This is a genomic window from Paenibacillus sp. FSL M7-0134, assembly GCF_038007865.1.
In the GTDB taxonomy this organism is placed as follows: domain Bacteria; phylum Bacillota; class Bacilli; order Paenibacillales; family Paenibacillaceae; genus Paenibacillus; species Paenibacillus polymyxa_B.
On sequence record NZ_JBBOXV010000001.1, the window covers coordinates 1,940,069 to 1,965,135 of the forward strand.

Genomic DNA, 25,067 nt, shown 5'->3' on the forward strand with positions numbered 1-25,067 from the left:
TATATTCTTATAGCTGTCTTTTACAAGATAGTTAGCAACACGAAAACAAAGCAGAATTGATTAAAAAATTCTCTTGAAAAAAAGTGTTGCAAAGACGTAGAAAACATGATATATTATTTAAGTCGCCGCTGAGATGCGGTGGTGAAACAAAGTGAGACATTATGCAGGTTTGATCTTTGAAAACTGAACAACGAGTGAGTAAAATGATTTTGTTCGCAAAATCAAACAAGAGATATTTTATCTCGTCAGTTTCAAAATGAGCTTATCGCTCTTTCTATAAACCAGCTTCGGTTGGTCTTTAATGGAGAGTTTGATCCTGGCTCAGGACGAACGCTGGCGGCGTGCCTAATACATGCAAGTCGAGCGGGGTTGATTAGAAGCTTGCTTCTAATCAACCTAGCGGCGGACGGGTGAGTAACACGTAGGCAACCTGCCCACAAGACAGGGATAACTACCGGAAACGGTAGCTAATACCCGATACATCCTTTTCCTGCATGGGAGAAGGAGGAAAGACGGAGCAATCTGTCACTTGTGGATGGGCCTGCGGCGCATTAGCTAGTTGGTGGGGTAAAGGCCTACCAAGGCGACGATGCGTAGCCGACCTGAGAGGGTGATCGGCCACACTGGGACTGAGACACGGCCCAGACTCCTACGGGAGGCAGCAGTAGGGAATCTTCCGCAATGGGCGAAAGCCTGACGGAGCAACGCCGCGTGAGTGATGAAGGTTTTCGGATCGTAAAGCTCTGTTGCCAGGGAAGAACGTCTTGTAGAGTAACTGCTACAAGAGTGACGGTACCTGAGAAGAAAGCCCCGGCTAACTACGTGCCAGCAGCCGCGGTAATACGTAGGGGGCAAGCGTTGTCCGGAATTATTGGGCGTAAAGCGCGCGCAGGCGGCTCTTTAAGTCTGGTGTTTAATCCCGAGGCTCAACTTCGGGTCGCACTGGAAACTGGGGAGCTTGAGTGCAGAAGAGGAGAGTGGAATTCCACGTGTAGCGGTGAAATGCGTAGATATGTGGAGGAACACCAGTGGCGAAGGCGACTCTCTGGGCTGTAACTGACGCTGAGGCGCGAAAGCGTGGGGAGCAAACAGGATTAGATACCCTGGTAGTCCACGCCGTAAACGATGAATGCTAGGTGTTAGGGGTTTCGATACCCTTGGTGCCGAAGTTAACACATTAAGCATTCCGCCTGGGGAGTACGGTCGCAAGACTGAAACTCAAAGGAATTGACGGGGACCCGCACAAGCAGTGGAGTATGTGGTTTAATTCGAAGCAACGCGAAGAACCTTACCAGGTCTTGACATCCCTCTGACCGGTCTAGAGATAGACCTTTCCTTCGGGACAGAGGAGACAGGTGGTGCATGGTTGTCGTCAGCTCGTGTCGTGAGATGTTGGGTTAAGTCCCGCAACGAGCGCAACCCTTATGCTTAGTTGCCAGCAGGTCAAGCTGGGCACTCTAAGCAGACTGCCGGTGACAAACCGGAGGAAGGTGGGGATGACGTCAAATCATCATGCCCCTTATGACCTGGGCTACACACGTACTACAATGGCCGGTACAACGGGAAGCGAAATCGCGAGGTGGAGCCAATCCTAGAAAAGCCGGTCTCAGTTCGGATTGTAGGCTGCAACTCGCCTACATGAAGTCGGAATTGCTAGTAATCGCGGATCAGCATGCCGCGGTGAATACGTTCCCGGGTCTTGTACACACCGCCCGTCACACCACGAGAGTTTACAACACCCGAAGTCGGTGGGGTAACCCGCAAGGGAGCCAGCCGCCGAAGGTGGGGTAGATGATTGGGGTGAAGTCGTAACAAGGTAGCCGTATCGGAAGGTGCGGCTGGATCACCTCCTTTCTATGGAGAATCGTTTCCTGCAATGGAAACATTCAAATATGAAGCGTAAGCTTCAAAACTCAGGTTTAGGCCTGTTACTCACTCGTTGCTCAGTTTTGAGAGCTCAAACTCTCAAACTTCGACGAATGTTTCATTCACACATCCGTGTGGAATCGAAATATTCATCGGATTTCGCTTCGAAGAGGCGAATTGCACCTTGAAAACTGGATACCGAAACGAAATTGCGTTTTAGAATATTCCTTTAAGCTGATCTTGTGTAAACAAGTGAAATAAAGGTAGCAGGTAAGGAAAGATCTTTTGCCTTTGGCAAAAATCATTCTTTATCGAACATCGACATTTTCTTTCTTTGAAAGAAAAGTCTAGGTTAAGCTACAAAGAGCACACGGAGGATGCCTAGGCGCCAGGAGCCGACGAAGGACGTGGCGAACAACGATAAGGCCTCGGGGAGCTGTAAGCAAGCTTTGATCCGGGGATGTCCGAATGGGGAAACCCGGCTGTCTTCATCGACAGTCACTTTCTGCTGAATACATAGGCAGAATAGAGGCAGACCAGGGGAACTGAAACATCTAAGTACCCTGAGGAAGAGAAAACAATAGTGATTCCGTCAGTAGCGGCGAGCGAACGCGGATTAGCCCAAACCAAGGAGCTTGCTCCTTGGGGTTGTGGGACGTCTCACATGGAGTTACAAAGGAACCGGTTAGATGAAGAGGTCTGGAAAGGCCCGCCAGAGAAGGTAAAAGCCCTGTAGTTCAAAACTTGTTCTCTCCGAGACGGATCCCGAGTAGTGCGGGGCACGTGAAACCCCGTATGAATCCGGCAGGACCATCTGCCAAGGCTAAATACTCCCTGGCGACCGATAGTGAAGCAGTACCGTGAGGGAAAGGTGAAAAGCACCCCGGAAGGGGAGTGAAATAGATCCTGAAACCGTGTGCTTACAAGAAGTCAGAGCCCGATCTATGGGTGATGGCGTGCCTTTTGTAGAATGAACCGGCGAGTTACGTTCCCGTGCAAGGTTAAGGTGAAGAGCTGAAGCCGCAGCGAAAGCGAGTCTGAATAGGGCGAATGAGTACGTGGACGTAGACCCGAAACCGGGTGATCTACCCCTGTCCAGGGTGAAGGTGCGGTAACACGCACTGGAGGCCCGAACCCACGCATGTTGAAAAATGCGGGGATGAGGTGGGGGTAGCGGAGAAATTCCAATCGAACCCGGAGATAGCTGGTTCTCCCCGAAATAGCTTTAGGGCTAGCCTCGGAAAAAAGAATCGTGGAGGTAGAGCACTGATTGGGTGCGGGGCCCGCAAGGGTTACCAAGCTCAGTCAAACTCCGAATGCCATAGATTTAGTTCCGGGAGTCAGACAGTGAGTGCTAAGATCCATTGTCGAAAGGGAAACAGCCCAGACCATCAGCTAAGGTCCCCAAGTGTGTGTTAAGTGGGAAAGGATGTGGAGTTGCACAGACAACCAGGATGTTGGCTTAGAAGCAGCCACCATTGAAAGAGTGCGTAATAGCTCACTGGTCGAGTGACTCTGCGCCGAAAATGTAACGGGGCTAAACACACCACCGAAGCTATGGCTTGATGCTTGCATCAGGGGTAGGGGAGCGTTGAATGCGGGTTGAAGGTGTACCGTAAGGAGCGCTGGACTGCATTCAAGTGAGAATGCCGGTATGAGTAACGAAAAGATCTGTGAGAATCAGATCCGCCGAAAGCCTAAGGGTTCCTGAGGAAGGTTCGTCCGCTCAGGGTAAGTCGGGACCTAAGGCGAGGCCGATAGGCGTAGTCGAAGGACAACAGGTCGAAATTCCTGTACCACCGTAATCCGTTATGAGCAATGGGGTGACGCAGTAGGGTAGTGACGCGGACTGATGGATGTCCGTCTAAGCAGTGAGGCTGGTGTGTAGGCAAATCCGCACATCGTAAGGCTGGGCTGTGATGGGGAGCGAAAATTGTAGTAGCGAAGGTCATGATCTCAGACTGCCAAGAAAAGCCTCTAGCCAGGAGAAGGTGCCCGTACCGCAAACCGACACAGGTAGGCGAGAAGAGAATTCTAAGGCGCGCGGAAGAACTCTCGTTAAGGAACTCGGCAAAATGACCCCGTAACTTCGGGAGAAGGGGTGCCTCGGTAGGGTGAATAGCCCGAGGGGGCCGCAGTGAAAAGGCCCAAGCGACTGTTTAGCAAAAACACAGGTCTGTGCGAAGCCGCAAGGCGAAGTATACGGGCTGACGCCTGCCCGGTGCTGGAAGGTTAAGGGGAGTGGTAAGCCTTCGGGCGAAGCTATGAACCGAAGCCCCAGTAAACGGCGGCCGTAACTATAACGGTCCTAAGGTAGCGAAATTCCTTGTCAGGTAAATTCTGACCCGCACGAATGGCGTAACGACTTGGGCGCTGTCTCAACGAGAGATCCGGTGAAATTTTAATACCTGTGAAGATGCAGGTTACCCGCGACAAGACGGAAAGACCCCATGGAGCTTTACTGCAGCTTGATATTGAATTTGGGTACGATCTGTACAGGATAGGTGGGAGCCGTAGAACTTTGAGCGCCAGCTTGAAGGGAGGCATCCTTGGGATACCACCCTGATCGTATCTAGGTTCTAACTTGGTACCGTGATCCGGTGCGAGGACAGTGTCAGGTGGGCAGTTTGACTGGGGCGGTCGCCTCCTAAAGAGTAACGGAGGCGCCCCAAGGTTCCCTCAGAATGGTTGGAAATCATTCGAAGAGTGCAAAGGCAGAAGGGAGCTTGACTGCGAGACCTACAAGTCGAGCAGGGACGAAAGTCGGGCTTAGTGATCCGGTGGTACCGCATGGAAGGGCCATCGCTCAACGGATAAAAGCTACCCTGGGGATAACAGGCTTATCTCCCCCAAGAGTCCACATCGACGGGGAGGTTTGGCACCTCGATGTCGGCTCATCGCATCCTGGGGCTGAAGTAGGTCCCAAGGGTTGGGCTGTTCGCCCATTAAAGCGGTACGCGAGCTGGGTTCAGAACGTCGTGAGACAGTTCGGTCCCTATCTGTCGTGGGCGTAGGAAATTTGAGAGGAGCTGTCCTTAGTACGAGAGGACCGGGATGGACGTACCGCTGGTGTACCAGTTGTTCCGCCAGGAGCACCGCTGGGTAGCTATGTACGGAAGGGATAAGCGCTGAAAGCATCTAAGCGTGAAGCCCCCCTCAAGATGAGATTTCCCAATTAGTAAGACCCCTTGAAGACGACGAGGTAGATAGGTTGGGGGTGGAAGTGCAGTAATGCATGGAGCTGACCAATACTAATCGGTCGAGGGCTTATCCTAAGAATAAAACGCAATGAGTTTCGGATCCAGTTTTCAGGGTGTAACCTTGAAAGTATGTACAAGTGACATATGATAAGCGCATGGCTATTCATTCACACGATAAGTGATGAACCGAATAACCATACGGAAGAATTTACGATGTAAATTCATGTTTGGTGGCGATAGCGGAGGGGTTCCACACGTACCCATCCCGAACACGACCGTTAAGCCCTCCAGCGCCGATGGTACTTGGACCGCAGGGTCCTGGGAGAGTAGGACGTCGCCAAGCAGAGCTTTATGATTATTATTCCCTGATAGCTCAGTTGGTAGAGCACTCGACTGTTAATCGAGTTGTCACAGGTTCGAGTCCTGTTCGGGGAGCCATATGGAGAGGTGTCCGAGTTGGCCGAAGGAGCACGATTGGAAATCGTGTAGGCGCCAAAAGCGTCTCGAGGGTTCGAATCCCTCTCTCTCCGCCATAATTATTTTATTGTATGGCCCGTTGGTCAAGGGGTTAAGACACCTCCCTTTCACGGAGGTAACAGGGGTTCGAATCCCCTACGGGTCATAAGTAGTATGGAGGCTTAGCTCAGCTGGGAGAGCATCTGCCTTACAAGCAGAGGGTCGGGGGTTCGAGCCCCTCAGCCTCCACCATTTATTTAAATAGCAGTCCCTAATATTATCGCGGGGTGGAGCAGTTCGGTAGCTCGTCGGGCTCATAACCCGAAGGTCGCAGGTTCAAATCCTGCCCCCGCAACCAATTAACTTTTGAATGTAAACTGCTATGGAACTGTGGTGTAGAGGCCTAACATGCCTGCCTGTCACGCAGGAGATCGCGGGTTCGAATCCCGTCAGTTCCGCCATTTTTACAAAGTTATATTACCCTGTTGGGAGCCATTAGCTCAGTTGGTAGAGCACCTGACTTTTAATCAGGGTGTCGAAGGTTCGAGTCCTTCATGGCTCACCATTCATGAACTTATATGTCATGGATATAATGATATTGCGGACGTGGCTCAGCGGTAGAGCATCGCCTTGCCAAGGCGAGGGTCGCGGGTTCGATTCCCGTCGTCCGCTCCATATTTGCGCCCTTAGCTCAGCTGGATAGAGCGTTTGACTACGAATCAAAAGGCCGGGAGTTCGAATCTCTCAGGGCGCGCCATTAACTTCATAAGCCGGTGTGGCGGAATTGGCAGACGCGCGCGACTCAAAATCGTGAGGGAAACCGTGGAGGTTCGAGTCCTCTCACCGGCATCTATTTCGGGATGTAGCTCAGCTTGGTAGAGCACCTGGTTTGGGACCAGGGGGTCGCATGTTCAAATCGTGTCATCCCGATTCAAAAGGAAAGTCGCTGGAAGCAGCGGCTTTTTTGTTATATTCATATCTTTTTGTATAAATCAGTAATCGTCAGGTCACACTAACACAAAAAGTGGGACGGAAGGGATTACTGTGAAGCGATTAAGTTGGAAAAAACAGATGAAACGGCGCTGGAAACAGTGGAGAAGAACAGTGTGGGCTTTTAGCATTTTTGGTGCGGCTTGTTTGCTGGCAGGGTTGGGTATTCTGTTTTCGAATTATTTGCAGGCTATGTTGTCACAGCCACTCGCTACTACCGTCATGGCTGAGGAGAGCATGGAGGAGGCTTCACATCTGAGCCCAACTGAAGATCACTCCTCACAGATGCAACTACTGCAAAGTATTCGTGCTTCCGGTATAAGCAGGAAGACCCGTCTATTAACCACCTACGTGTGTGGTACGGAAACACTTTCCTTGGGAACACTAAGTTCACAGCAGCTAGAGACCTTACTGAAGCAACATCCCGATTGGAAGGGGCGACTTAATACCAAAGGAGAGGTGTGGCTGGAGCGCAGGGTGGAAGACTTGTCAGAGTCATGCAAAGAGCGTGGATACATGGGTTTGAGCACTGACGGCCAGCTTACATTGTATGAAGGGCTACCTAAAAGAGAAAAAGTTATCCGCACTTTTTTTCAATTGGATGTGGGTTCCATGGAGACGGCCTTGCCAGAAGGGGTGTATAAACAACTTCAGCAGGGGATCCGTGTACAGGATATAAATGAGTATAACAGTGTAATCTCCACTTTTAGTGACTTTGCCGTGGAGCGAACACAAAGGGTATTAAAGCAGCACTATTGATTACAACTACGGAGACGTTAGGCATTGCCCATGAGGTGAGGCTTGAAGCGTCTCTTTTTATGTTTTTACTCACGTTTAAATTTTTTCCTCTATTAGATACAAAGTTTTGTTATAATGAAAAGAACGACACATATGTTCGCTTTATATGGTATTTGGCCATGATTATATTAAGGATAACGTCTGGCTATTGTTTAGTTAAGCCATGTTTGAGCGATAGGGGAGAGATTTTTTTGCGTTTTTTAGGAATTGATCCGGGCATTGCCATTGTGGGCTTCGGATTTGTAGACAAGATTGGCAGCAAGGTGGTTCCTGTACAGTATGGCTGCATCCAGACGGAGGCCCATACACCGGAAGAAGAAAGGCTGCTTCATGTGTATGAAGGCATGTTGCAATTAATAGATAAATATAAGCCTGATGCGGTAGCACTGGAAAAGCTCTTTTTTAATCGCAACGTTACAACCGCTATGTCTGTAAGTCAGGCACGTGGGGTGCTGGTACTAGCTGCAAAACAACGTAATTTGCCTATAGGTGAATACACGCCGATGCAGGTAAAGCAGGCTATTGTAGGGTATGGTAAGGCTGAGAAGAAACAGGTACAAGAAATGGTTAGAATGTTTCTAAAGCTTCAAGTTGTGCCCAAACCGGACGATGTAGCGGATGCTTTGGCGGTGGCTATTTGTCATGCGCATTCTTATGGACTAAATTCAAAATTAAATGAGGTATTGCGAAAATGATAGATTTCTTGCGTGGTTCTGTGGCCCATTTGGAAAATGAATATGTCGTTTTAGATGTGCAGGGTGTAGGGTACCGGGTATTTTGTCCGAATCCTTACGCGTTCGCCAAAACTGAAGGTTCAGTGGTCATTTACATTCACCATCATGTAAGGGAAGATGCTATTTTACTGTTCGGTTTTGCGACTCGTGAGGAGCAGCAGCTGTTCCGTAAACTGATTGATGTATCTGGTATTGGACCGCGTGTTGCGCTTGGTATTTTAGGAGGCGGTACGCCTGCTCATGTGGTAACGGCGATTTATCAGGAGAATATCACATTTCTCACCAAGTTACCGGGGATCGGTAAAAAAACGGCACAACGTATGATTCTGGATTTGAAAGATAAGCTCGACGGTATTGGCTCGTTGGGGATGGCAACCGGATTGTTTGCTGAGCCTGTCGTAGAAGAAGGCGAAGGTTCATATTGGGGCGAGGCCCGTGAGGCGCTCAAGGCGCTGGGTTACACTGATGCTGAGTTGGATAAGGTATGGAGCAGAATGAAGAAAGATGCGAAACCTGATGAATCTGCTGATATTTTGATGAAGCGGGCTTTGCAACTGTTGTTTGCCGGATAGGACGCTGATGTCCGTTAACAAATGTCTGGTGAAAAGAGGAGCGATGGAATATGGATGACCGGATTATTTCCGCCAATTTGATGATGGAAGACCAGACGGCGGAGCTAAGCCTTCGCCCCCGTTATCTAAATGAATATATCGGGCAAAATCAGGTTAAGGAAAATCTGAAAGTATATATTGAAGCGGCCAAAATGCGTAAAGAAGCGTTGGACCATGTACTGTTGTACGGACCGCCGGGGTTGGGTAAAACAACTCTTGCTAACATTATTGCCAATGAGTTGGGGGTTAATCTGCGTACAACTTCAGGTCCTGCAATTGAAAGACCGGGAGATTTGGCAGCATTGCTGACCAATCTTCAAGAGGGTGATGTTTTGTTCATTGATGAGATTCATCGCCTTCATCGTACGGTGGAAGAAGTCATGTATCCTGCAATGGAGGATTTTGCGCTGGACATTATGATTGGTAAAGGCCCGAGTGCACGCTCGGTCCGTCTGGATTTGCCACCCTTTACCCTTATAGGGGCCACTACGCGCGCTGGGCTGCTCTCTGCGCCATTGCGTGATCGGTTTGGTGTTATTAGTCGATTAGAGTTTTATACGACAGACGAGCTGGCTTACATCGTGTCCAGGAACGCGGATATTATGGAGATTGAAATTGTCGGGGATGCGGCAGAGGAAATCGCATTGCGTTCACGGGGGACACCGCGTATTGCCAACCGACTGTTAAAAAGGGTGCGTGATTTTGCCCAGGTTGCCGGAGACGGTATTATTCATTCTGAGTTAGCTGCAGAGGCGCTAAAGAGGCTTCAAATAGATCCACTCGGGCTTGATGAAATTGATCATAAAATGCTTAAGGCCATGATTCATTCATTCCGAGGCGGACCTGTAGGATTGGACACAATTGCTGCAACTATTGGTGAAGAGAGTCAGACAATTGAGGATGTGTATGAACCCTATTTGTTACAAATTGGCCTTTTACAAAGAACACCTCGGGGACGAACAGTGACTCCGGCGGCATATGCCCACCTTGCAATCCCAATGCCAACGGATCCACGGTGATTAGGAAACATGATGCACTTTTAAAAAAATCATTGCATGGTTATACGCAAGTATGGTGAATACGATATCGGCTGACGGGTGATTAAGGGAAGTGAGAGTGTAAGTAAGATTCGAGCGGGTTCATATTTTGGTTTATTCCGCCGATGTATTTAAAGGGACAGACAAGGGTCGAGATCCCGATAAATTACGCAATATAAGTGCTAGACAGCTAGATTGGGGGAGCCAGAAATGAGTGGAGAAGCATTTAACCGAAAAAGTATTTTCGGTGCATGGATGGGCCGGGCCAAACGAGCAGCAGCGATTATGGTATTAGCTACAGTGTGCATACCTTGGTCTTCGGGCGTTCACGCTGCTGCCGCCCAAGAGGATATTCGTGTAGTGATTTTTGCGGATCTAGGTAGCAAATATAAAGCGACAGTTCCCGCTGTAACCTTGAAATCATCAGGAGGTCTGAGTGTTGGACAGAACAGTGGAGGCAGTTTTCAAACTTGGATGGGACTGCCAGACAGTACGGTTCGTTTTAGTGTAGACAGCTATCGGGTGAAGGTACTTGAAGGGAATGAAGCAGCGGCGATAAAAGCGGCCCAAGCCCTGCAAAAGACTAATGATAAACCTACGGTTTTTATCGGTTCAAAAAATGGTAGCTCTGTGTATCAAGTGTACGCGGGAATATATGCTAGTGAACAGTCTGCGCAGGCTGCTGTACAGCGGATTTCCTCCGCAACCGGAGCGCAGCCCGAGGTTAAGGGAAACAAGCATTGGTCCACAGGAAGCTACGGAAGCGAGCAGGAAGCTAATCTCGTTCGAACGACAATTGCTGCGGCAGGCTTTGATGCTTTTACTGTGATTCAATCAAGAGGCCAGTATGCTGTATGGGTTGGAGAAGAAAGTAATGACAGCAAGCTGTCGGCTTTGAAAACAGAGCTGGAGAGCAAGCAACCAAGACTCACGCTGTCTAAAGTTAATGCTACTCAAACCGGCCTCATTATAAGACAGGAAGCAGGAGTCACGACCGGCTCGCAGGTGATGTCTCATTACATGCTAAGTGGTTCTGATAATAGCAAGGTAATTGTCAACGGCGGTAATAATGGAATACAAGTGATGGAAAGATCACAGCGTACATATCGCGGCGAGATGGAGATCGGCATGACGTCAGGCCAGCTGGCGCTTGTGAACGAAGTTCCTTTGGAGCAGTATTTGTATTCCGTGGTAGGAGCAGAGGTCTATTCCTCATGGCCAGATGAAGCGCTCAAGGCTCAAGCGGTAGCGGCTCGTAGCTACGCGCTTGCCCAAGGCAATCGGTTTCAGATCGGCAATGTAGTAGATGGTACGTTAAGCCAGGCTTACAACGGTAAGAGCTCGGAACATGCCAATGTCAATGAGGCTGTAGATGCAACAGCTGGTGAAGTCATTAAAAGTGGCGGCAAAGTGGTCGAAGCTGTATTTTCATCTAATGCGGGCGGTGTGACAGCAGATGCTTCCGAAGTGTGGAACAGTGGTGGCGAAGCCTTTGCCAGCGTAGACAGCTCGGGGGATACTTCGGCACAAAAAGGAGCACAGGAATGGTATCATGTACTTCTCTCCAGTGGCAAGACAGGTTATATTCGTGAGGATAATGCTAAGGAACTGGAGGGTGTCACAGAAGCGGGGTTAGACAAAATCACCGTCACTGCGGAAAATACAAATGTGCGTCCTATTCCCCAAATCCAATCGACAGTTACACCAATAGCCAAGGCGCAGCCGGGCGAAGAGATAATTGTATTAGAAAAGGTGCCTCAGTCCGGAGACTATGCATGGGTGCGGGGGCCCTTTACCTCAGCTCAGCTTGCTAAATCCCTGCAAGGGAAAGTCACGGGCACAGTGCCTTCCTCTATTAATCACCTTGATGTCACCAAACGTGGTCCATCAGGGCGAGTGTTGGAGGTTGAAGCGGACGGATCCCCTTTGAAAGTGAAATATCCAGATATGTTTCGCTCAGCGATGGGCGGACTCCCAAGCACACTGTTTGATATTGCGAGTACCGGAAGTTATACTGTATTAGGCGCTGATGGGGCTACTTCTCATGTAAGTGGTACACAAGGCACTCAAATCCTGTCCGCATCTGGCAGTAGTACTTCAAGTGGTAACGGGGTGATCGTCATGAATGAAGATCGTCATGCACGGGTCATTGACAAAACACAAAGCTTTATTTTTACAGGTAAAGGAAATGGTCATGGTTTGGGCTTATCCCAATGGGGTGCCAACGGTTTGGCCGAGCAGGGGTATGATTACAAGAAAATTTTGCAACACTATTACAAAAATGTGGATATAGTTAAGGACTGACCAATATATGAATGTAAACGACTACGATTTTGAACTGCCTGAAACATTAATTGCACAGACACCTTTGCTTGATCGGAGTGCTTCTAGATTACTGACGTTAAACAAAAATAATGGTGAAGTGGGTCATCATACGTTTTCGGATATTGTGCAGTATCTTCAACCAGGGGATACGCTGGTGTTAAACGATACGAGAGTGATTCCTGCACGCTTGTTTGGCATCAAGGAAGACACGGGAGCTAAGGCTGAGGTTTTGCTGCTTAAGCAACTGCAAGGGGATCGATGGGAAGCACTGGTGAAACCCGGTAAAAAGCTGAAAAAGGGTGCTGTTATCGTTTTCGGTGATGAGCTGAAAGCAGTAATTGAGGAAGAAGGAGATATGGGCGGAAGGGTACTTTCATTTTCATATGACGGTATTTTCCAGGAGATCTTGGACCGTCTGGGGCAGATGCCGCTTCCGCCGTATATCAAGGAACAACTGGATGACCGCGAGCGTTATCAGACAGTTTATGCTCGGCATGAAGGTTCTGCTGCGGCTCCAACGGCAGGGCTGCACTTTACAGAAGAATTGCTGGACCAGATTAAAAAGAAGGGCGTTACCGTTGCCTTTATCACACTTCATGTTGGCTTAGGGACGTTCAGACCGATGTCTGTGGATACGATTGAAGAACATGTGATGCATGAAGAATACTATTCATTGTCACAGGAAACAGCGGATGTACTCAATGAAACCAAGGCGCGCGGCGGAAGAGTCGTGGCGGTGGGGACGACCAGTTGCCGAACGCTGGAAACGGTGGGCAATAAATTCCTAGATGGAGTATTAGAGGCCAGTAGTGGCTGGACACAGATTTTTATTTATCCAGGCTATGAATTCCGTGTGGTGGATGCGATGATTACGAATTTTCATTTGCCTAAATCCACCTTGGTTATGCTGGTCAGCGCACTGGCGGGCAGGGAAAATATTATGCATGCTTACCAGGAGGCGATTGACCGACAATATCGGTTTTTCAGCTTCGGGGACGCAATGTTCATTTATTAATTAAGGATGGTAGAGAAAATATGGCACCAGCAATAAGATACGAACATATTAAAACCTGCAAGCAATCGGGAGCCCGTCTTGGGCGTGTACACACACCTCATGGAGTTATTGAGACACCAACCTTTATGCCTGTGGGAACTCAAGCTACTGTTAAAACGATGAGTCCTGAGGAACTGAAAGCGATGGATGCTCAAATTATTTTGAGTAACACGTACCATTTGTTTCTTCGTCCTGGCCACGATATTATTCGTGAAGCGGGTGGACTGCACAAGTTTATGAATTGGGATCGCCCTATTTTAACGGACAGCGGCGGATTCCAGGTGTTTTCCTTAAGTGAAATGCGCAAAATTTCAGAGGAGGGTGTGCATTTTCGCTCTCATTTAAATGGAGATAAGAAGTTTCTTTCGCCTGAAGTGGCGATGGAAATACAAAACTCGCTTGGCTCAGATATTATGATGGCCTTCGATGAATGCCCGCCATTTCCGGCTGAATATGAGTATGTGAAAAAGTCACTGGAACGTACCAGCCGTTGGGCTGAGCGTTGTTTGGAGGCACACGCGCGTCCTCATGATCAAGGGCTGTTTGCCATTGTTCAAGGAGGCATGCATGAAGATCTGCGTAAGCAAAGCGCTGCGGATTTGACTTCCATGGATTTCCCGGGGTATGCTATTGGTGGACTGAGCGTAGGTGAACCGAAGCATTTGATGTATGAAGTGCTAGATTACACGCTGCCTCTGCTTCCCACCAACAAGCCAAGATATTTGATGGGTGTAGGTTCTCCAGATGCCTTGATTGAAGGCGCTATCCGTGGTGTGGATATGTTTGATTGTGTACTTCCAACGCGAATTGCTCGCAACGGAACAACGATGACCAGCCAAGGTCGTCTTGTCGTTCGCAATGCCCAATATGCAAGCGATTTTGGCCCGCTCGATCCCGCTTGTGATTGTTATACCTGTCGCAATTATTCACGTGCTTACTTGCGGCATTTGATTAAAGCGGATGAAACCTTCGGGCTCCGACTGACAACGTATCATAACTTGCATTTCTTAATACAATTGATGCGTAATGTCAGACAAGCGATTATGGATGACAGGCTGCTTGATTTCCGAGATGAATTTTTTGAGCAGTACGGTCTTCATGATAATGATAAAGGCTTTTAAGTTTTAGGGAGAGTATACGAAAGGGGGATTTAACATGTTTCATTTTGCTACAGCCGCTACTGCACCCGGTGGAACTGGCGGACTTTTTCAAATGATCTGGCCACTGGCTCTGATGTTTGTAATCTTCTATTTCTTGCTGATTCGCCCGAATCAGAAAAAACAAAAGCAGCGTCAAACGATGCTTCAAGCTTTGAAAAAGGGAGATAAAGTAATTACGATCGGAGGTCTTCACGGTACAATTGTGGAGATTACGGATGATGTAGTAGTTTTGCGTGTGAATGATGTCACGAAGCTGACCTTTGACCGCAGTGCAATTAGTAATGCAATTGCAAAAGACACGGCATCTGAGGAAGTTGTTTCCAAATCGTAAAATGCTTCTGACCGTTATGCAAAAACCGAGCCTTTGAGGAGGCTCGGTTTTTTTGTGTTGTTTTATTACATGGATACAAACATTTTGATTACTTGCTGAGATTAATGCCAAACATCCCACCACCTGCACCTATGACAAACGCGAAAGCTAAGTGTAACAGGTCCTTGCCGTTCATGCCCGCATCCAATGCCAGAAAACCGACCAGAAGAACGATTAGTCCATACAGGATGCCTGTAATACCGCCTTGATACCAGCCTTTGTTTGTGGATCTTTTACCGGCGACGAAGCCGCCAGATAGCATGGCGAATGCGTGGACGATGTACGTATACAATGATAAGTCCTGTTCCTGCATCTGTGTCAGCCACAAGAGTAGTGAAAGAATCAATGCGCCAAGCAGCATCCATGCAAAAGCATAAAATAAGCCGGATAAAATGGGATGGGCCAGACGAAACGAACACCAGCGGCGAATGAGCTCCATTGATAATTCCTCCTGTACCAAGGTTTGAACTATTATCATTCTATGGCCAAGCCTCTCGGCTTAGTACCAAGTCGCAAGCAGTCTTTCTCTTTATTTCAATAATTTAGCCTTTGGTTTTTTGTATGAGCCAAGTGAGGAACGGTCAGAATACGTGTACAATGAACGACTAATGTCTTATTGCAAGTACAGGGGAGGAGGCGAACATATTGAGTCACGATATTTTTGCTCATATTTTTCGGACGCTGCTCATGTATTTTATTGTATATCTGGTGATGCGCTTGATGGGTAAAAGGGAGATCGGCAAATTGTCTGTTTTCGATCTCGTCATATCGATTATGATTGCAGAAATTGCTGTATTCAGCCTGGAGGATATAAAACGTCCACTTTATGAAGGGCTGATTCCTTTAGGAGTGCTGTTAATTTTGCAAATCGGGATTTCATTTTTCAGTCTGAAAAGTCGGCGACTGCGCTTACTATTTGATGGTAGGCCCAGTGTATTGTACTCCAATGGACAATTAAACAAGGATGAAATGGTAAAACAACGTTATAATTTAGATGACTTGCTGTTACAACTTCGCGAACAAAATATAGAAAGTCTGGACGAAGTTGAATATGTTATTTTGGAAACGACAGGTAAGCTAACGGTTATAGGTAAGGATGATAATGATGGAGTGGAACACGAAAAATTGAGGCAGGAATTAAACGGAACAGATTTGACAAACAAAGAGCAAAAGGTGAATAAAGTCCATCCTTCTCCACAAATCGGTGGAAAGTTTAGATATGAGGGACTGCCTATTCCATTAATCATGGATGGCAAGGTGCTGGATCGAAATTTGGAACGGATGGATATGAACCGTTTTTGGCTTAAGAATCAAATTCAAGCGAAGGGACACAAAGATTTTAAGGATGTTTTTTTATGCTCGGTTAACCATAGAGGTGATGTGTATATTACACCACCGGCCTATGGAAAATCTTCGGATTAGATTTCCTATGCTTTAAACCATCTTCTCAGGATTGGAATGCGTGTAAGGTTGTCCCAATCAATCATTTTGATCAAGGTCATTAGGAAAAGGTACAGTATAATTCCCAAACCTGCGGCAAAAATAAACTGAAGCCACATTTGGTTGAACATCGTTAGATGTCTGTAGGTATATAATACTGCTGCTGCCATGATGATCATACCTATCCCGGTCTTCCAGAAATCGAGCAAACGTACGCGGAAGCGAAGCAGTCTGCTGACACTGAAGCCATGAAGGAGTGTAACAATGGCACTGTTAATACAAATGGCGATGACAGCTCCGTAGATACCGTACTGAGGTTGGGAAGCAAGCCAGACGATTAGCGCAATTTTGATAACGGCTCCGATAAAGGTATTTAATAAGGCACTTCCAGGACGGTCTAATGCCTGAAGTGCTGCCTGAAGCGGAGCCTGAATGTACATAAAAAGAGCAAAAGGTGCCATGAGCTTCAGCATGCCTGCAATATCGCCATTATTATAGAGTAGCAGACACAGAGGTTCTGCCAAAACATACATGATTACGGCAAAGGGGGCTCCTGCAACCAAAGCGAGCCGAAGCGATTGATGTAGACGTTTGTGAATGGCTGTAATATGCCCCTTGGCTGCTGCTTCGGATAACGAAGGAACGAGTGAAACTGCTAGCGAACTGGTAAGAACCCCAGGTAGTAATAATACAGGAATGACCATGCCCTGCATGGCTCCATATTGTGCGGTTGCCACGCCAGTTGCAATGCCTGCTACGGCGAGGCTACGCATGCACAAGATAGATTCAAGCAAATAGGATAAGGAACCAACAAGCCTTCCAGCAGTAACGGGAATGGATATAGACATAAGACGTGACAAAACGGATGATTGCTCGGGTTGAACCTCAGAGGAGGGGATAGGCGACTTTGGCTGAAGGATGCGATCTTTTCGATGGTTACACACGTATTGCCATAGCAGCACAATCATGCCAATGAATTCGCCCGCCAGAGCACCGAGCATGGCACCTGCAGCAGCGTAGGCTACCCCATGGGGAAGTAACAAGTAAGCAAACCAAATGACACAAAAAATGCGCATAACGGTCTCCGCAATGGAGGAGGTGGCAGAAGGAATCATATTTTGCTTTCCCTGAAAATAGCCCCTATAAGCTGAGGAAACAGCTACAATGACTATCATTGGGCTCATGCTCACGAATGTATAATACACGCGGCTGTCGGTCAGGAGATGGCTTGTGATCCAAGGCGCGAACACAAGACAGAGCACCATGGCGATCAGACTGAGTGTAATGGTGAAGCGCAGGCTGGTGTGCAAAATACGCCGCGACATTTCGGGCTGTCCCGCCGTTTCGGCTTCGGCTACTAGCTTGGCTACCGCAAGAGGGATTCCCCCTGTAATAAGCGTCACCAGAACGATAAAAAAGGGATACCCCTGTTGGTACAAGCCAACTCCTTCGGGGCCGATGATACGCGGGAGTGCGATTCGGGGAATAAAACCTAGTATCCGGTTGATAATTCCTGCTGCCAATAAAATAATTGCTCCATGGATGAATGTCTGCTTTTTCAATCGCAACTCCCTCTTCCCCAAAATGTAATTCTGCGTCTATACATTACTTTAGAAGATATGCTGGACCTGTCCATCTTCATGACAAGCTTTTCCGTTCAGAAACAAAGTGATTTAGACAACAAGAGGGAGAGTGGTGAATTCTGCTATTGACGAGCGAAATGAATGCATATATTGTTGATTTAAGGCTATTTTCAACGAAAAGAAGGGTTTTCCATGATCAGGACAGAAATGTTCTACAAAGCAGTCAATAACCCCGCTAATTGCTGATCTGCGGAACCGGTAGTCGCTGGGAGGAGGAACGGCCATCGTGGGTATGGAAGAGCTGGATGAGCAGGATTGGGATGACGCAATTGAGATGCTCTGTCAAAGTAAGGCGGACGAGTTGATTCTCGTAGGTTATGAGCATGTCACAAGTAAGGACGTGTGGAATTGCGTCAGCCATAAATATGAAAAGGAGGGTATCCCTCCGCTGCACAAGCTCGTTAACGATATACTTTCCCTTAAAGCGACGAGCTTTATGAACTATTTGACTATGTCCGCATTACGGGGCTCCACTTTCGAATAGAAGGGGGTCTTTTTTTGCGTTCAAATTGACTGCTTTTTGAGGGGTAGCTATAATAGGAATATTGAGAATGAAAGGGGAACATGGGACGGAATGAAGAGAATTCTAAGTTTCATCGTGGTCGTGCTCATAACTACTGGTGTTATGATCGGGACAAGCCCGGGCCTACTGAACAGTTTAAAATTAGGCCTCGATTTAAAGGGAGGCTTTGAAATTTTATATGAAGCCCAGCCTTTGGAAGCCGGGCAGAGTGTAACCAGACAGTCTCTTATACAAACAGCTCAAAGTCTGGAGAGACGGATTAATGCGCTCGGTACGACTGAGCCAGAAGTAACAACAGAGGGGAGCAACCGTATTCGCGTGCGGCTTGCTGGTGTCACTAATGAGGCAGAAGTCCGCTCCATGCTGAAAAAGCCTGCAGAATTAACGTTCCGCAGTGCAACGGCAGCAGATGCTAAAAAGCCAGGCCAATACAGCAAAATTGAGCTCCGCGGTAATGATTTTGTGGAGAATGGCGCTGTTGTAGGCTATGACCAGCTGAATCAACCTGAGATTAGTATCAAAGTGAAGGACAAAGCTAAATTTGCAGAAATCACAAAGCGACTTCTGAATAAAGAATTAGCTATTTTCCTGGATCAGGAATTGCTGTCTGCACCTACAGTACGTGGGGAATTAACGGACGGTAGCGCGTCAATCACAGGTAGCTACACTCGTGATGAAGCGAATAAACTGGCGGATACGATTAATCTGGGTGCCCTTCCGCTCAAACTGACGGAAAAATATTCTCAGAGTGTAGGTGCTACGCTGGGTCAATTGTCACTGGATCAGACGATTCGTGCTGGGTTGATCGGCTCAATCATTATTCTGGTATTTATGATTGCGATGTTCCGTATACCAGGATTAGTGGCCAGTTTTTGTCTCATCGTTCATACTTGGCTGGTGCTTGCGATCTTCTACTTGGGTGGATTCGTGCTCACGCTCCCAGGTATCGCCGCCTTCGTGCTCGGGATCGGGATGGCAGTCGATGCCAATATTATTACGTATGAACGGATTAAAGAAGAAATCAAGACGGGCAAAACGATTCGTTCTTCCGTTATCGCAGGTAGTAAGGCTTCGTTCCGTACCGTTATGGATGCCAATATTACGACAATTATAGCGGCAGCGGTTATGTTTGGTCTCGGAACAGGCTCCGTTAGAGGTTTCGCTCTGGTGCTTATCGTTGATATTGTCACCAGTATCTTGACGAATATCTTCTTCTCCCGCTTCTTGCTCAATCTGCTGGTTAAAGCGGATGCTGTGAAGAAGCCCAAGTATTTTGGTGTGAAGGAGAGTGATATTAGTGCGCTTTAATTGGGACTATAAATATATCAAGATGAGCAAGTGGTTTTACACGTTCTCGATTATTATCACACTGCTTGGTATTCTGAGCTTGTCGATATTCGGCTTGAATTACGGGGTAGACTTTCGTTCCGGTTCCAATGTGGATGTCAATTTGACTAAAGTCGTTACACAGGAACAGATTCAAACTTTGCTGGACAAGCAGAAGATCGGTAAAGAGGTGGATTATACACCGGGGAAAGAGCGTTTCGGCATTCGCTTCTCACAGGTTTTGACGGATCAGCAAGTGAATGACTTTAAGACTTCCTTTAATAAAGAGCTTGATCCAAAGGCTTCCTTTGAGGTCAATACAGTAGATACGGAAATGGCACAAGAACTGGAGCGGAATGCAATATGGGCGATTTTGCTAGCATGTGTAGCCATCGCGGTCTATATTTCGATCCGGTTTGAATGGCGGTTTGCCATTGCAGCCATCGTTTCGTTGTTGCATGATGCCTTCCTCGTTATCAGTATTTTCTCGATTTTCCGGCTTGAGGTGGATTTGACCTTTATTACGGCAATTCTAACGATTGTTGGTTTCTCCATTAATGACACCGTCGTTATTTTTGACCGTATTCGGGAAAATCTACGATTTGCGAAGAAGAAGTCCAGAGACGACTTAGAGCAGGTAGTTGATCACAGTATTGCGCAGACAATGACTCGTTCACTTGCAACCGTGTTTACGGTGTTTATTGCCTCCGTATGTTTGTTCATATTTGGCGGCGAATCGATCCGTATGTTCTCACTTGCAATGGTCATTGGTTTGTTGTTTGGTGCTTATTCCTCCATTTTCATTGCCAGCCCGCTGTGGGTGGCATTGAAAGGAAAACAAAAATCCCCGACAGCTGGCGGGGGCGCGGTCAAAACTGCAAAGTCTTAAGTTACGCAAATACCAGTAGTATAAATTAAAGAGAAAGCCGCGTCTGCTTGGGCGCGGTTTTCTAAGGTTTTGAGATTTACCTTGAGTAAGGCACAGTAGTGGCACTTAAATGTGAATGGTTTTTGGTTTTGAGAAATTCGGTTATTTTAGAATGAGCTTTATTGGGAAAGGGTTAGTTCAGGATTGAGGGGGAAACGTTGTGAATAGCGAACGCAGCCGATCATTGGAAACTGCGGCGTTGAGCGGGATTGTAGGTAATCTCGCGCTGGCTGTTCTAAAGGGAACCGTCGGTTATGCTGCAAACAGCAAGGCGTTGTTGGGGGATGCACTGCACACGGCTGCGGATAGTGCTTCCCGTTTGCAGGAGCTTCTGTTTTCCAAGGGTGCTACAGGGCACGGAATGCTGGCACGGTTGCGGAACGGTGAAAAGGTTCGGACGGTCATATCTGTGGTGCTGGCTATTTTAGTGCTGATGAGCGGTCTTCAGCTAGCTATCTCGGCGGTTCGTTCATTAAGCAGTTCGGAACCGGAGGCTCCCGGTCTGTATGCATTAATTACCGTATTTATTGCGTTGGTGTTGAGAGAAGCGCTATTTCAGTTTCAATATCGCTACTCGATTAAACATGGTCATAAAGCGGAAGCAGATCGGTACGCTAACCATGAACGTTACTCGCTGTATGCATCGTTGATTGCATTGATCGGCATGATCGGTGCAATGACTGGCGAAGCAATGGAATGGCCTGCATTATTATATCTTGATCCAACCGCAGCTTTGCTGGTAGCCTGTCTGGTGCTGCGTAAAGGATATTTGATGGTAATGAATACCGCTTACCAGGTTCCTGCACAGCCCTTGCAGGAGGAAGACTCCCGACGCTTTATGGAGACGATTCAACGGGTGTATGGTATTGTAACGGTTGAACACTTACATGCCCAGGAAACAGGCCATTTCATAACAGTGGATGTAACGATAAGTGTGAACCCGCGGATTACGGTACAGGAAGCGCAGGAAATTGCCGATCGAGCAAAAAATTTACTGTTAGCCCGTTTTCCGCAGGTGACCCATGTACAAATGCAGTTCATTTCTTATCAAGCCGGATATCCTTACAAATCCAATCATGAACTGCCAGATAATGATGTGTCGTCGTTGCTTCAATAGGGCAGACGACTATGAAAGAAAGGTGAATAGGATTGCTTCATTCGCAGTACAGATGGAAGACCCCAGAGGCTAACCTGGAAGCGGCTCAGCTGTTGACAGAAGAACTGGGGATTTCACCATTGTTGTCCCGGCTTTTAGTGAACCGGGGCGTCACTACCGCCGGGGAAGCAAACCGCTTTTTGTACGGAAGTGTGGACGATGTACACGACCCTTTTCTGCTTCTTGGTATGAAAGAAGCCGTGCCGAGAATTCGCCAGGCTCTGGAACGTGGCGAGCATATATTAATCTATGGCGATTATGATGCGGACGGCGTATCCAGTACATCATTGATGATTCAGCTCATGCGTTTTCTGAAGGCTTCTTATGATATTTATATTCCCCATCGTTCTAATGAGGGATATGGTCTGCATAATCATGCCCTTGATTGGGCTCATCAGCAGGGAGTTACGCTGGTCATTACGGTAGATACGGGAATTAGTGCAGTAGAGCAAATTATTTATGCAACTTCCTTGGGGATAGATGTTATTGTGACGGATCATCATGAGCCGCCTGCTGTACTTCCCGAGGCATATACTTTGATTAATCCGAAGCTACCCGGTTGCCCATACCCATTTAAAGGTCTTGCAGGTGTTGGTGTTGCCCTGAAGCTCGCCCAGGCGCTGTTGGGTGAGGTGCCGGAGGAATGGTTTGAAATCGCCGCTATCGGCACGGTAGCCGATCTGATGCCACTACATGGTGAAAATCGGACGATGGTACGCAGAGGGATTCAATCCATGAGAAACTCTGCATTTCCGGGTATTCGTGCGTTGCTCCATGTAGCGGGCGTGGATATATCTACAGTGACTTCAGTCAACATCGCATTTGCATTGGCTCCGCGGATTAATGCCAGCGGGCGCTTGGATCATGCGGGACGAGCAGTTTCTCTGCTGACGACAGAAAAAGAGGAAGAAGCAGATCAACTTGCGCATGCGCTGGACCTGCTCAATCGTGAGCGTCAACAGGTGGTCGAACGTATTGTGGAGCAAGCCGAGCAACAATTGGCATCCAAACTGAATGGAGGCAAGCTACCGTCAGTTATTGTGTTGGCTGGTGAAGGCTGGAATGTCGGCGTTGTCGGAATTGTGGCATCCAAGCTATTGGATCGTTATTATCGACCGACCATTATTCTTGGTATAGATGCTGAGACAGGCATGTGCAAAGGTTCTGCCCGTTCTATTCCTGCATTGGATATTTACAGTGCTCTTACGGACAGCCATGAGCTTATGGAGCATTTTGGGGGTCATCCTTCGGCTGCGGGTATGACGCTGTCCCGTGACAATCTGGAATTGTTTGAAGAGCAGCTGAACCGCTATGCGGGTTCCATTCTGACACCAGAAGATCTCATTCCTGTAGCTGAAGCTGATATGGTCTGTCGTTTGGACGAGGTATCTTTGCAAGTGGTTGAAGAACTGGAGTTGCTTCAGCCTTTTGGTATGGGGAATCCTTCTCCACGATTCGTATTACAGGGACTGCAATTGCGTGAAGCTCGTAAAATGGGACGTGAGAAAAATCATGTGAAGCTCTTGCTGGAGCAGAACGGTTTATCGCTGGACGCGATTGCCTTCCGTCGTGGCGATTTGGCTGATTTTTTACAGCAACAAACGGAGATAGATCTGCTGGGTGAATTGTCAATTAACGAATGGAACGGTAAAAGGTCTCTCCAGCTAATGATGCAGGACATTCGAGTGCAGGAGCCGCAAATTTTTGATTATCGTGGAGTGTCGGACCCTTTTGCCGAATTAGAGCGGGGACTCAAGATCTTTCATCCACGCATAGAGGAAAGAAAGAAAGACGTTGCGGTGTTGATCCACCCGTCATCTAGGCTTCGTCCCTCGGGCTCCGTGGATGCTGAATCCTTATGGTTGTACGATAAAGATGGCAGCGTTATTCCCAGTGATGGTCAAAGAGATGCACAGCACTCTGTAAAGTCGCTGTTCGTACTAGAGCCGCCGGATACACCGGATCAGTTTCAGGCATTATGGTCTACCTTTGAGAATGTAGAGAACGTATTTCTCCTTCATTCGGTCAGTGAGCGTGGCGGTCGACTCGTAAGCCCCGACAGAGAGCTGTTCAAGCGTATTTACGTTGTGCTTTCCCGAATGGGGACACAGCCTATTGATGAAAAAGCAATGCTGCCTGCTCTTAGCCGACAGTGCTCCTGTTCAGTACGCATGTTATCCAAAGTGTTGGACATCTTCGAAGAACTTGAGTTTATGACGCGTACAGATGGTCAATTCTGTTTTGTATCCAATCCGCCTAAGCGGGATTTAACAGCTTCTCCACGCTATCAGGAATTGTATAATATGGCTGAGATGGAGAAGTACTTGTTGGATGCGGACACTACCCAGATGACGAGCTGGATTATGTCGCTTATGAAGGGTGCGTCTTGAGATACTATTTCGCAATTTATGTTGTAAAATGTATATACTAATTTGAAGTTTACAGTAGGAGGAACTAAGTTGGACTACAAAGAATATATTCGGGTGATTTCCGATTTTCCACAACCAGGGATTAGTTTTAAGGACATTACGACCCTGATGAAAAATGGTGAACTGTATCGCAAGGCTATCAACGATATGAAGGAACTGGTATCGGATTTGAAAATTGATTTGATTGCAGGGCCAGAAGCACGTGGGTTTGTTGTTGGTGCTCCTTTGGCTTATGCGCTTGGTGTTGGTTTTATTCCCATCCGTAAAAGTGGCAAGCTCCCTGGGGAAACCATTGAGGAAGCATACGGTTTGGAGTATGGTAAAGATACGCTGGCGATGCATAAGGATGCTATAGAGCCAGGCCAAAATGTTCTGATTGCTGATGACCTGCTTGCTACAGGTGGAACTATTGCTACATCCGTGAACTTGGTACGCCAGCTTGGTGGTAATGTGGCAGGGGCTGCTTTTCTTATCGAGCTGTCTGACTTAAACGGTCGGGCGAAACTGACTGATGTAGATGTATTCACCCTGATTACGTATTAAGTATTTTGAAACCCGGGTTTCCCGGGAAATAATTATGTGCGGATCGCCTAAATAGTCCGATGGAACATCTCTTTATCTAAAGAGTTGCTCCATCGGACTATTTTGTTTCTTTGTTGGAAAATAGGTATGAAAAAATTTCGTAAATGTCTATGAACAATAAAAAAAGGAGCAGAGGTGGTCATAAGGAGCATAGTGGTCATACTGATTTCAATCAGTTTTTGTTTTATTTTTTGCTAAGCAGAAGCTAGATACGGAAATAAGTCAAAAATGCTGCTCGTTGCTTATCGAGGGTTAAAGCAGTTATTGCAACTGACTTGGATGGGGTGCTCTGAAGATGGATGAAGGAGTATCTATTTTAAAAAGGCCGTGCATAAAAAAACGCCGACACCATGGGAGACGGATCCTTACACGCTTGTCTATACATTCTGAGCGTGTTGACCCATAACTAACATGGAGCGGCGTTTCAAAGTTTAAAAAC

Annotated in this window: 17 protein-coding genes, 11 tRNA genes and 3 rRNA genes; 29 read left to right on the plus strand and 2 right to left on the minus strand. The window is 47.5% G+C overall.

Annotation, left to right across the window (positions count from 1 at the left end; genetic code table 11):
* Nucleotides 1–298 precede the first annotated feature (298 nt).
* The 22 genes from NSQ58_RS08685 to yajC all read left to right on the plus strand — a co-directional run bounded on the left by NSQ58_RS08685 (nucleotide 299) and on the right by yajC (nucleotide 14,562).
* Nucleotides 299–1,854, plus strand: a 16S ribosomal RNA gene (locus tag NSQ58_RS08685).
* A 362-nt stretch (nucleotides 1,855–2,216) separates the two neighbouring features.
* Nucleotides 2,217–5,141, plus strand: a 23S ribosomal RNA gene (locus NSQ58_RS08690).
* 151 nt (nucleotides 5,142–5,292) lie between these two features.
* Nucleotides 5,293–5,409: ribosomal RNA gene (gene rrf, locus NSQ58_RS08695) — 5S ribosomal RNA — on the plus strand.
* The 16S, 23S and 5S rRNA genes sit together here with 11 tRNA genes alongside, the layout of an rRNA operon.
* A 19-nt stretch (nucleotides 5,410–5,428) precedes the next feature.
* Nucleotides 5,429–5,504, plus strand: a tRNA-Asn gene (locus NSQ58_RS08700).
* 3 nt (nucleotides 5,505–5,507) lie between these two features.
* Nucleotides 5,508–5,599: transfer RNA gene (locus tag NSQ58_RS08705), tRNA-Ser, on the plus strand.
* 17 nt (nucleotides 5,600–5,616) lie between these two features.
* Nucleotides 5,617–5,688: transfer RNA gene (locus NSQ58_RS08710), tRNA-Glu, on the plus strand.
* Nucleotides 5,689–5,698: 10 nt separating this feature from the next.
* Nucleotides 5,699–5,774 (plus strand) — tRNA-Val (locus tag NSQ58_RS08715).
* A 29-nt stretch (nucleotides 5,775–5,803) separates the two neighbouring features.
* Nucleotides 5,804–5,880 (plus strand) — tRNA-Met (locus NSQ58_RS08720).
* A gap of 26 nt (nucleotides 5,881–5,906) precedes the next feature.
* Nucleotides 5,907–5,983, plus strand: a tRNA-Asp gene (locus NSQ58_RS08725).
* A gap of 28 nt (nucleotides 5,984–6,011) precedes the next feature.
* Nucleotides 6,012–6,087: transfer RNA gene (locus tag NSQ58_RS08730), tRNA-Lys, on the plus strand.
* 35 nt (nucleotides 6,088–6,122) lie between these two features.
* A tRNA-Gly gene (locus NSQ58_RS08735) sits at nucleotides 6,123–6,197 on the plus strand.
* Between the two features lie 5 nt (nucleotides 6,198–6,202).
* Nucleotides 6,203–6,279, plus strand: a tRNA-Arg gene (locus tag NSQ58_RS08740).
* A 12-nt stretch (nucleotides 6,280–6,291) separates the two neighbouring features.
* Nucleotides 6,292–6,371: transfer RNA gene (locus tag NSQ58_RS08745), tRNA-Leu, on the plus strand.
* Between the two features lie 7 nt (nucleotides 6,372–6,378).
* Nucleotides 6,379–6,452: transfer RNA gene (locus tag NSQ58_RS08750), tRNA-Pro, on the plus strand.
* Nucleotides 6,453–6,566: 114 nt separating this feature from the next.
* Nucleotides 6,567–7,271: a BofC C-terminal domain-containing protein gene (locus NSQ58_RS08755; protein ID WP_023989939.1), complete on the plus strand. Its 705-nt coding sequence runs from the start codon at nucleotides 6,567–6,569 to the stop codon at nucleotides 7,269–7,271.
* Between the two features lie 230 nt (nucleotides 7,272–7,501).
* Nucleotides 7,502–8,005, plus strand: coding sequence for a crossover junction endodeoxyribonuclease RuvC (ruvC, locus tag NSQ58_RS08760; protein ID WP_013311580.1), 504 nt, complete (start codon nucleotides 7,502–7,504; stop codon nucleotides 8,003–8,005).
* Nucleotides 8,002–8,616, plus strand: coding sequence for a Holliday junction branch migration protein RuvA (gene ruvA, locus NSQ58_RS08765; protein WP_023989938.1), 615 nt, complete (start codon nucleotides 8,002–8,004; stop codon nucleotides 8,614–8,616). The genes ruvC and ruvA overlap by 4 nt, the downstream gene beginning before the upstream one ends.
* A 50-nt stretch (nucleotides 8,617–8,666) precedes the next feature.
* Nucleotides 8,667–9,674 carry a Holliday junction branch migration DNA helicase RuvB gene (gene ruvB, locus NSQ58_RS08770; RefSeq protein WP_075154643.1) on the plus strand — a complete coding sequence of 336 codons (1,008 nt, stop codon included), beginning with the start codon at nucleotides 8,667–8,669 and terminating at the stop codon, nucleotides 9,672–9,674.
* A 228-nt stretch (nucleotides 9,675–9,902) separates the two neighbouring features.
* A complete protein-coding gene (locus NSQ58_RS08775; protein WP_075154642.1) occupies nucleotides 9,903–11,996 on the plus strand; it encodes a SpoIID/LytB domain-containing protein in 2,094 nt (697 codons plus the stop codon).
* Between the two features lie 7 nt (nucleotides 11,997–12,003).
* Nucleotides 12,004–13,032, plus strand: a complete 1,029-nt coding sequence (queA, locus tag NSQ58_RS08780) for a tRNA preQ1(34) S-adenosylmethionine ribosyltransferase-isomerase QueA (RefSeq protein WP_028542424.1) — start codon at nucleotides 12,004–12,006, stop codon at nucleotides 13,030–13,032.
* Nucleotides 13,033–13,052: 20 nt separating this feature from the next.
* Entirely contained in the window at nucleotides 13,053–14,192 is a 1,140-nt protein-coding gene (tgt, locus tag NSQ58_RS08785) for a tRNA guanosine(34) transglycosylase Tgt (protein ID WP_013311575.1), read from the plus strand.
* Between the two features lie 34 nt (nucleotides 14,193–14,226).
* The gene (gene yajC, locus NSQ58_RS08790) at nucleotides 14,227–14,562 is read left to right on the plus strand and encodes a preprotein translocase subunit YajC (RefSeq protein WP_023989934.1); all 336 of its coding nucleotides are present in this window, start codon (nucleotides 14,227–14,229) and stop codon (nucleotides 14,560–14,562) included.
* An 88-nt stretch (nucleotides 14,563–14,650) separates the two neighbouring features.
* On the opposite strand, the gene NSQ58_RS08795 is transcribed toward yajC, so the two are convergent.
* Nucleotides 14,651–15,040: a TIGR04086 family membrane protein gene (locus NSQ58_RS08795; protein ID WP_023989933.1), complete on the minus strand. Its 390-nt coding sequence runs from the start codon at nucleotides 15,038–15,040 to the stop codon at nucleotides 14,651–14,653.
* Nucleotides 15,041–15,246: 206 nt separating this feature from the next.
* On the opposite strand from NSQ58_RS08795, the gene NSQ58_RS08800 reads away from it, so the two are divergent.
* Nucleotides 15,247–16,023 (plus strand): DUF421 domain-containing protein, encoded by a 777-nt coding sequence (locus NSQ58_RS08800; protein ID WP_071558355.1) that lies wholly within the window; start codon nucleotides 15,247–15,249, stop codon nucleotides 16,021–16,023.
* 5 nt (nucleotides 16,024–16,028) lie between these two features.
* Here NSQ58_RS08800 and spoVB read toward each other — a convergent pair whose 3' ends face one another.
* Nucleotides 16,029–17,603 carry a stage V sporulation protein B gene (gene spoVB / locus NSQ58_RS08805; RefSeq protein WP_071558356.1) on the minus strand — a complete coding sequence of 525 codons (1,575 nt, stop codon included), beginning with the start codon at nucleotides 17,601–17,603 and terminating at the stop codon, nucleotides 16,029–16,031.
* A 307-nt stretch (nucleotides 17,604–17,910) separates the two neighbouring features.
* Here spoVB and NSQ58_RS08810 point away from each other — a divergent pair, with 307 nt between their 5' ends.
* The 6 genes from NSQ58_RS08810 (at nucleotide 17,911) to NSQ58_RS08835 (ending at nucleotide 24,589) form a co-directional block, all read left to right on the plus strand.
* Complete coding sequence (locus NSQ58_RS08810; RefSeq protein ID WP_013311570.1) at nucleotides 17,911–18,168, plus strand: post-transcriptional regulator; 258 nt, start codon at nucleotides 17,911–17,913, stop codon at nucleotides 18,166–18,168.
* 90 nt (nucleotides 18,169–18,258) lie between these two features.
* Nucleotides 18,259–19,515, plus strand: a complete 1,257-nt coding sequence (secD, locus tag NSQ58_RS08815) for a protein translocase subunit SecD (protein ID WP_023989930.1) — start codon at nucleotides 18,259–18,261, stop codon at nucleotides 19,513–19,515.
* Nucleotides 19,505–20,422, plus strand: a complete 918-nt coding sequence (gene secF, locus NSQ58_RS08820; protein WP_023989929.1) for a protein translocase subunit SecF — start codon at nucleotides 19,505–19,507, stop codon at nucleotides 20,420–20,422. Before secD ends, secF begins: the two co-directional genes overlap by 11 nt.
* Nucleotides 20,423–20,621: 199 nt before the next feature.
* Entirely contained in the window at nucleotides 20,622–21,578 is a 957-nt protein-coding gene (locus NSQ58_RS08825) for a cation diffusion facilitator family transporter (RefSeq protein WP_028542426.1), read from the plus strand.
* Nucleotides 21,579–21,610: 32 nt separating this feature from the next.
* Nucleotides 21,611–24,007, plus strand: a complete 2,397-nt coding sequence (gene recJ, locus NSQ58_RS08830) for a single-stranded-DNA-specific exonuclease RecJ (RefSeq protein WP_053325960.1) — start codon at nucleotides 21,611–21,613, stop codon at nucleotides 24,005–24,007.
* Nucleotides 24,008–24,076: 69 nt separating this feature from the next.
* Nucleotides 24,077–24,589, plus strand: coding sequence for an adenine phosphoribosyltransferase (locus NSQ58_RS08835; protein ID WP_028542428.1), 513 nt, complete (start codon nucleotides 24,077–24,079; stop codon nucleotides 24,587–24,589).
* Nucleotides 24,590–25,067 lie beyond the last annotated feature (478 nt).

Coding starts and splice junctions, on each gene's coding strand:
- ruvA (WP_023989938.1), top strand. CDS start 8,002: ATGATAGATTTCTTGCGTGGTTCTGTGGCCCATTTGGAAAATGAATAT.
- ruvB (WP_075154643.1), top strand. CDS start 8,667: ATGGATGACCGGATTATTTCCGCCAATTTGATGATGGAAGACCAGACG.
- NSQ58_RS08775 (WP_075154642.1), top strand. CDS start 9,903: ATGAGTGGAGAAGCATTTAACCGAAAAAGTATTTTCGGTGCATGGATG.
- queA (WP_028542424.1), top strand. CDS start 12,004: ATGAATGTAAACGACTACGATTTTGAACTGCCTGAAACATTAATTGCA.
- tgt (WP_013311575.1), top strand. CDS start 13,053: ATGGCACCAGCAATAAGATACGAACATATTAAAACCTGCAAGCAATCG.
- yajC (WP_023989934.1), top strand. CDS start 14,227: ATGTTTCATTTTGCTACAGCCGCTACTGCACCCGGTGGAACTGGCGGA.
- NSQ58_RS08795 (WP_023989933.1), bottom strand. CDS start 15,040: ATGGAGCTCATTCGCCGCTGGTGTTCGTTTCGTCTGGCCCATCCCATT.
- secD (WP_023989930.1), top strand. CDS start 18,259: ATGAAGAGAATTCTAAGTTTCATCGTGGTCGTGCTCATAACTACTGGT.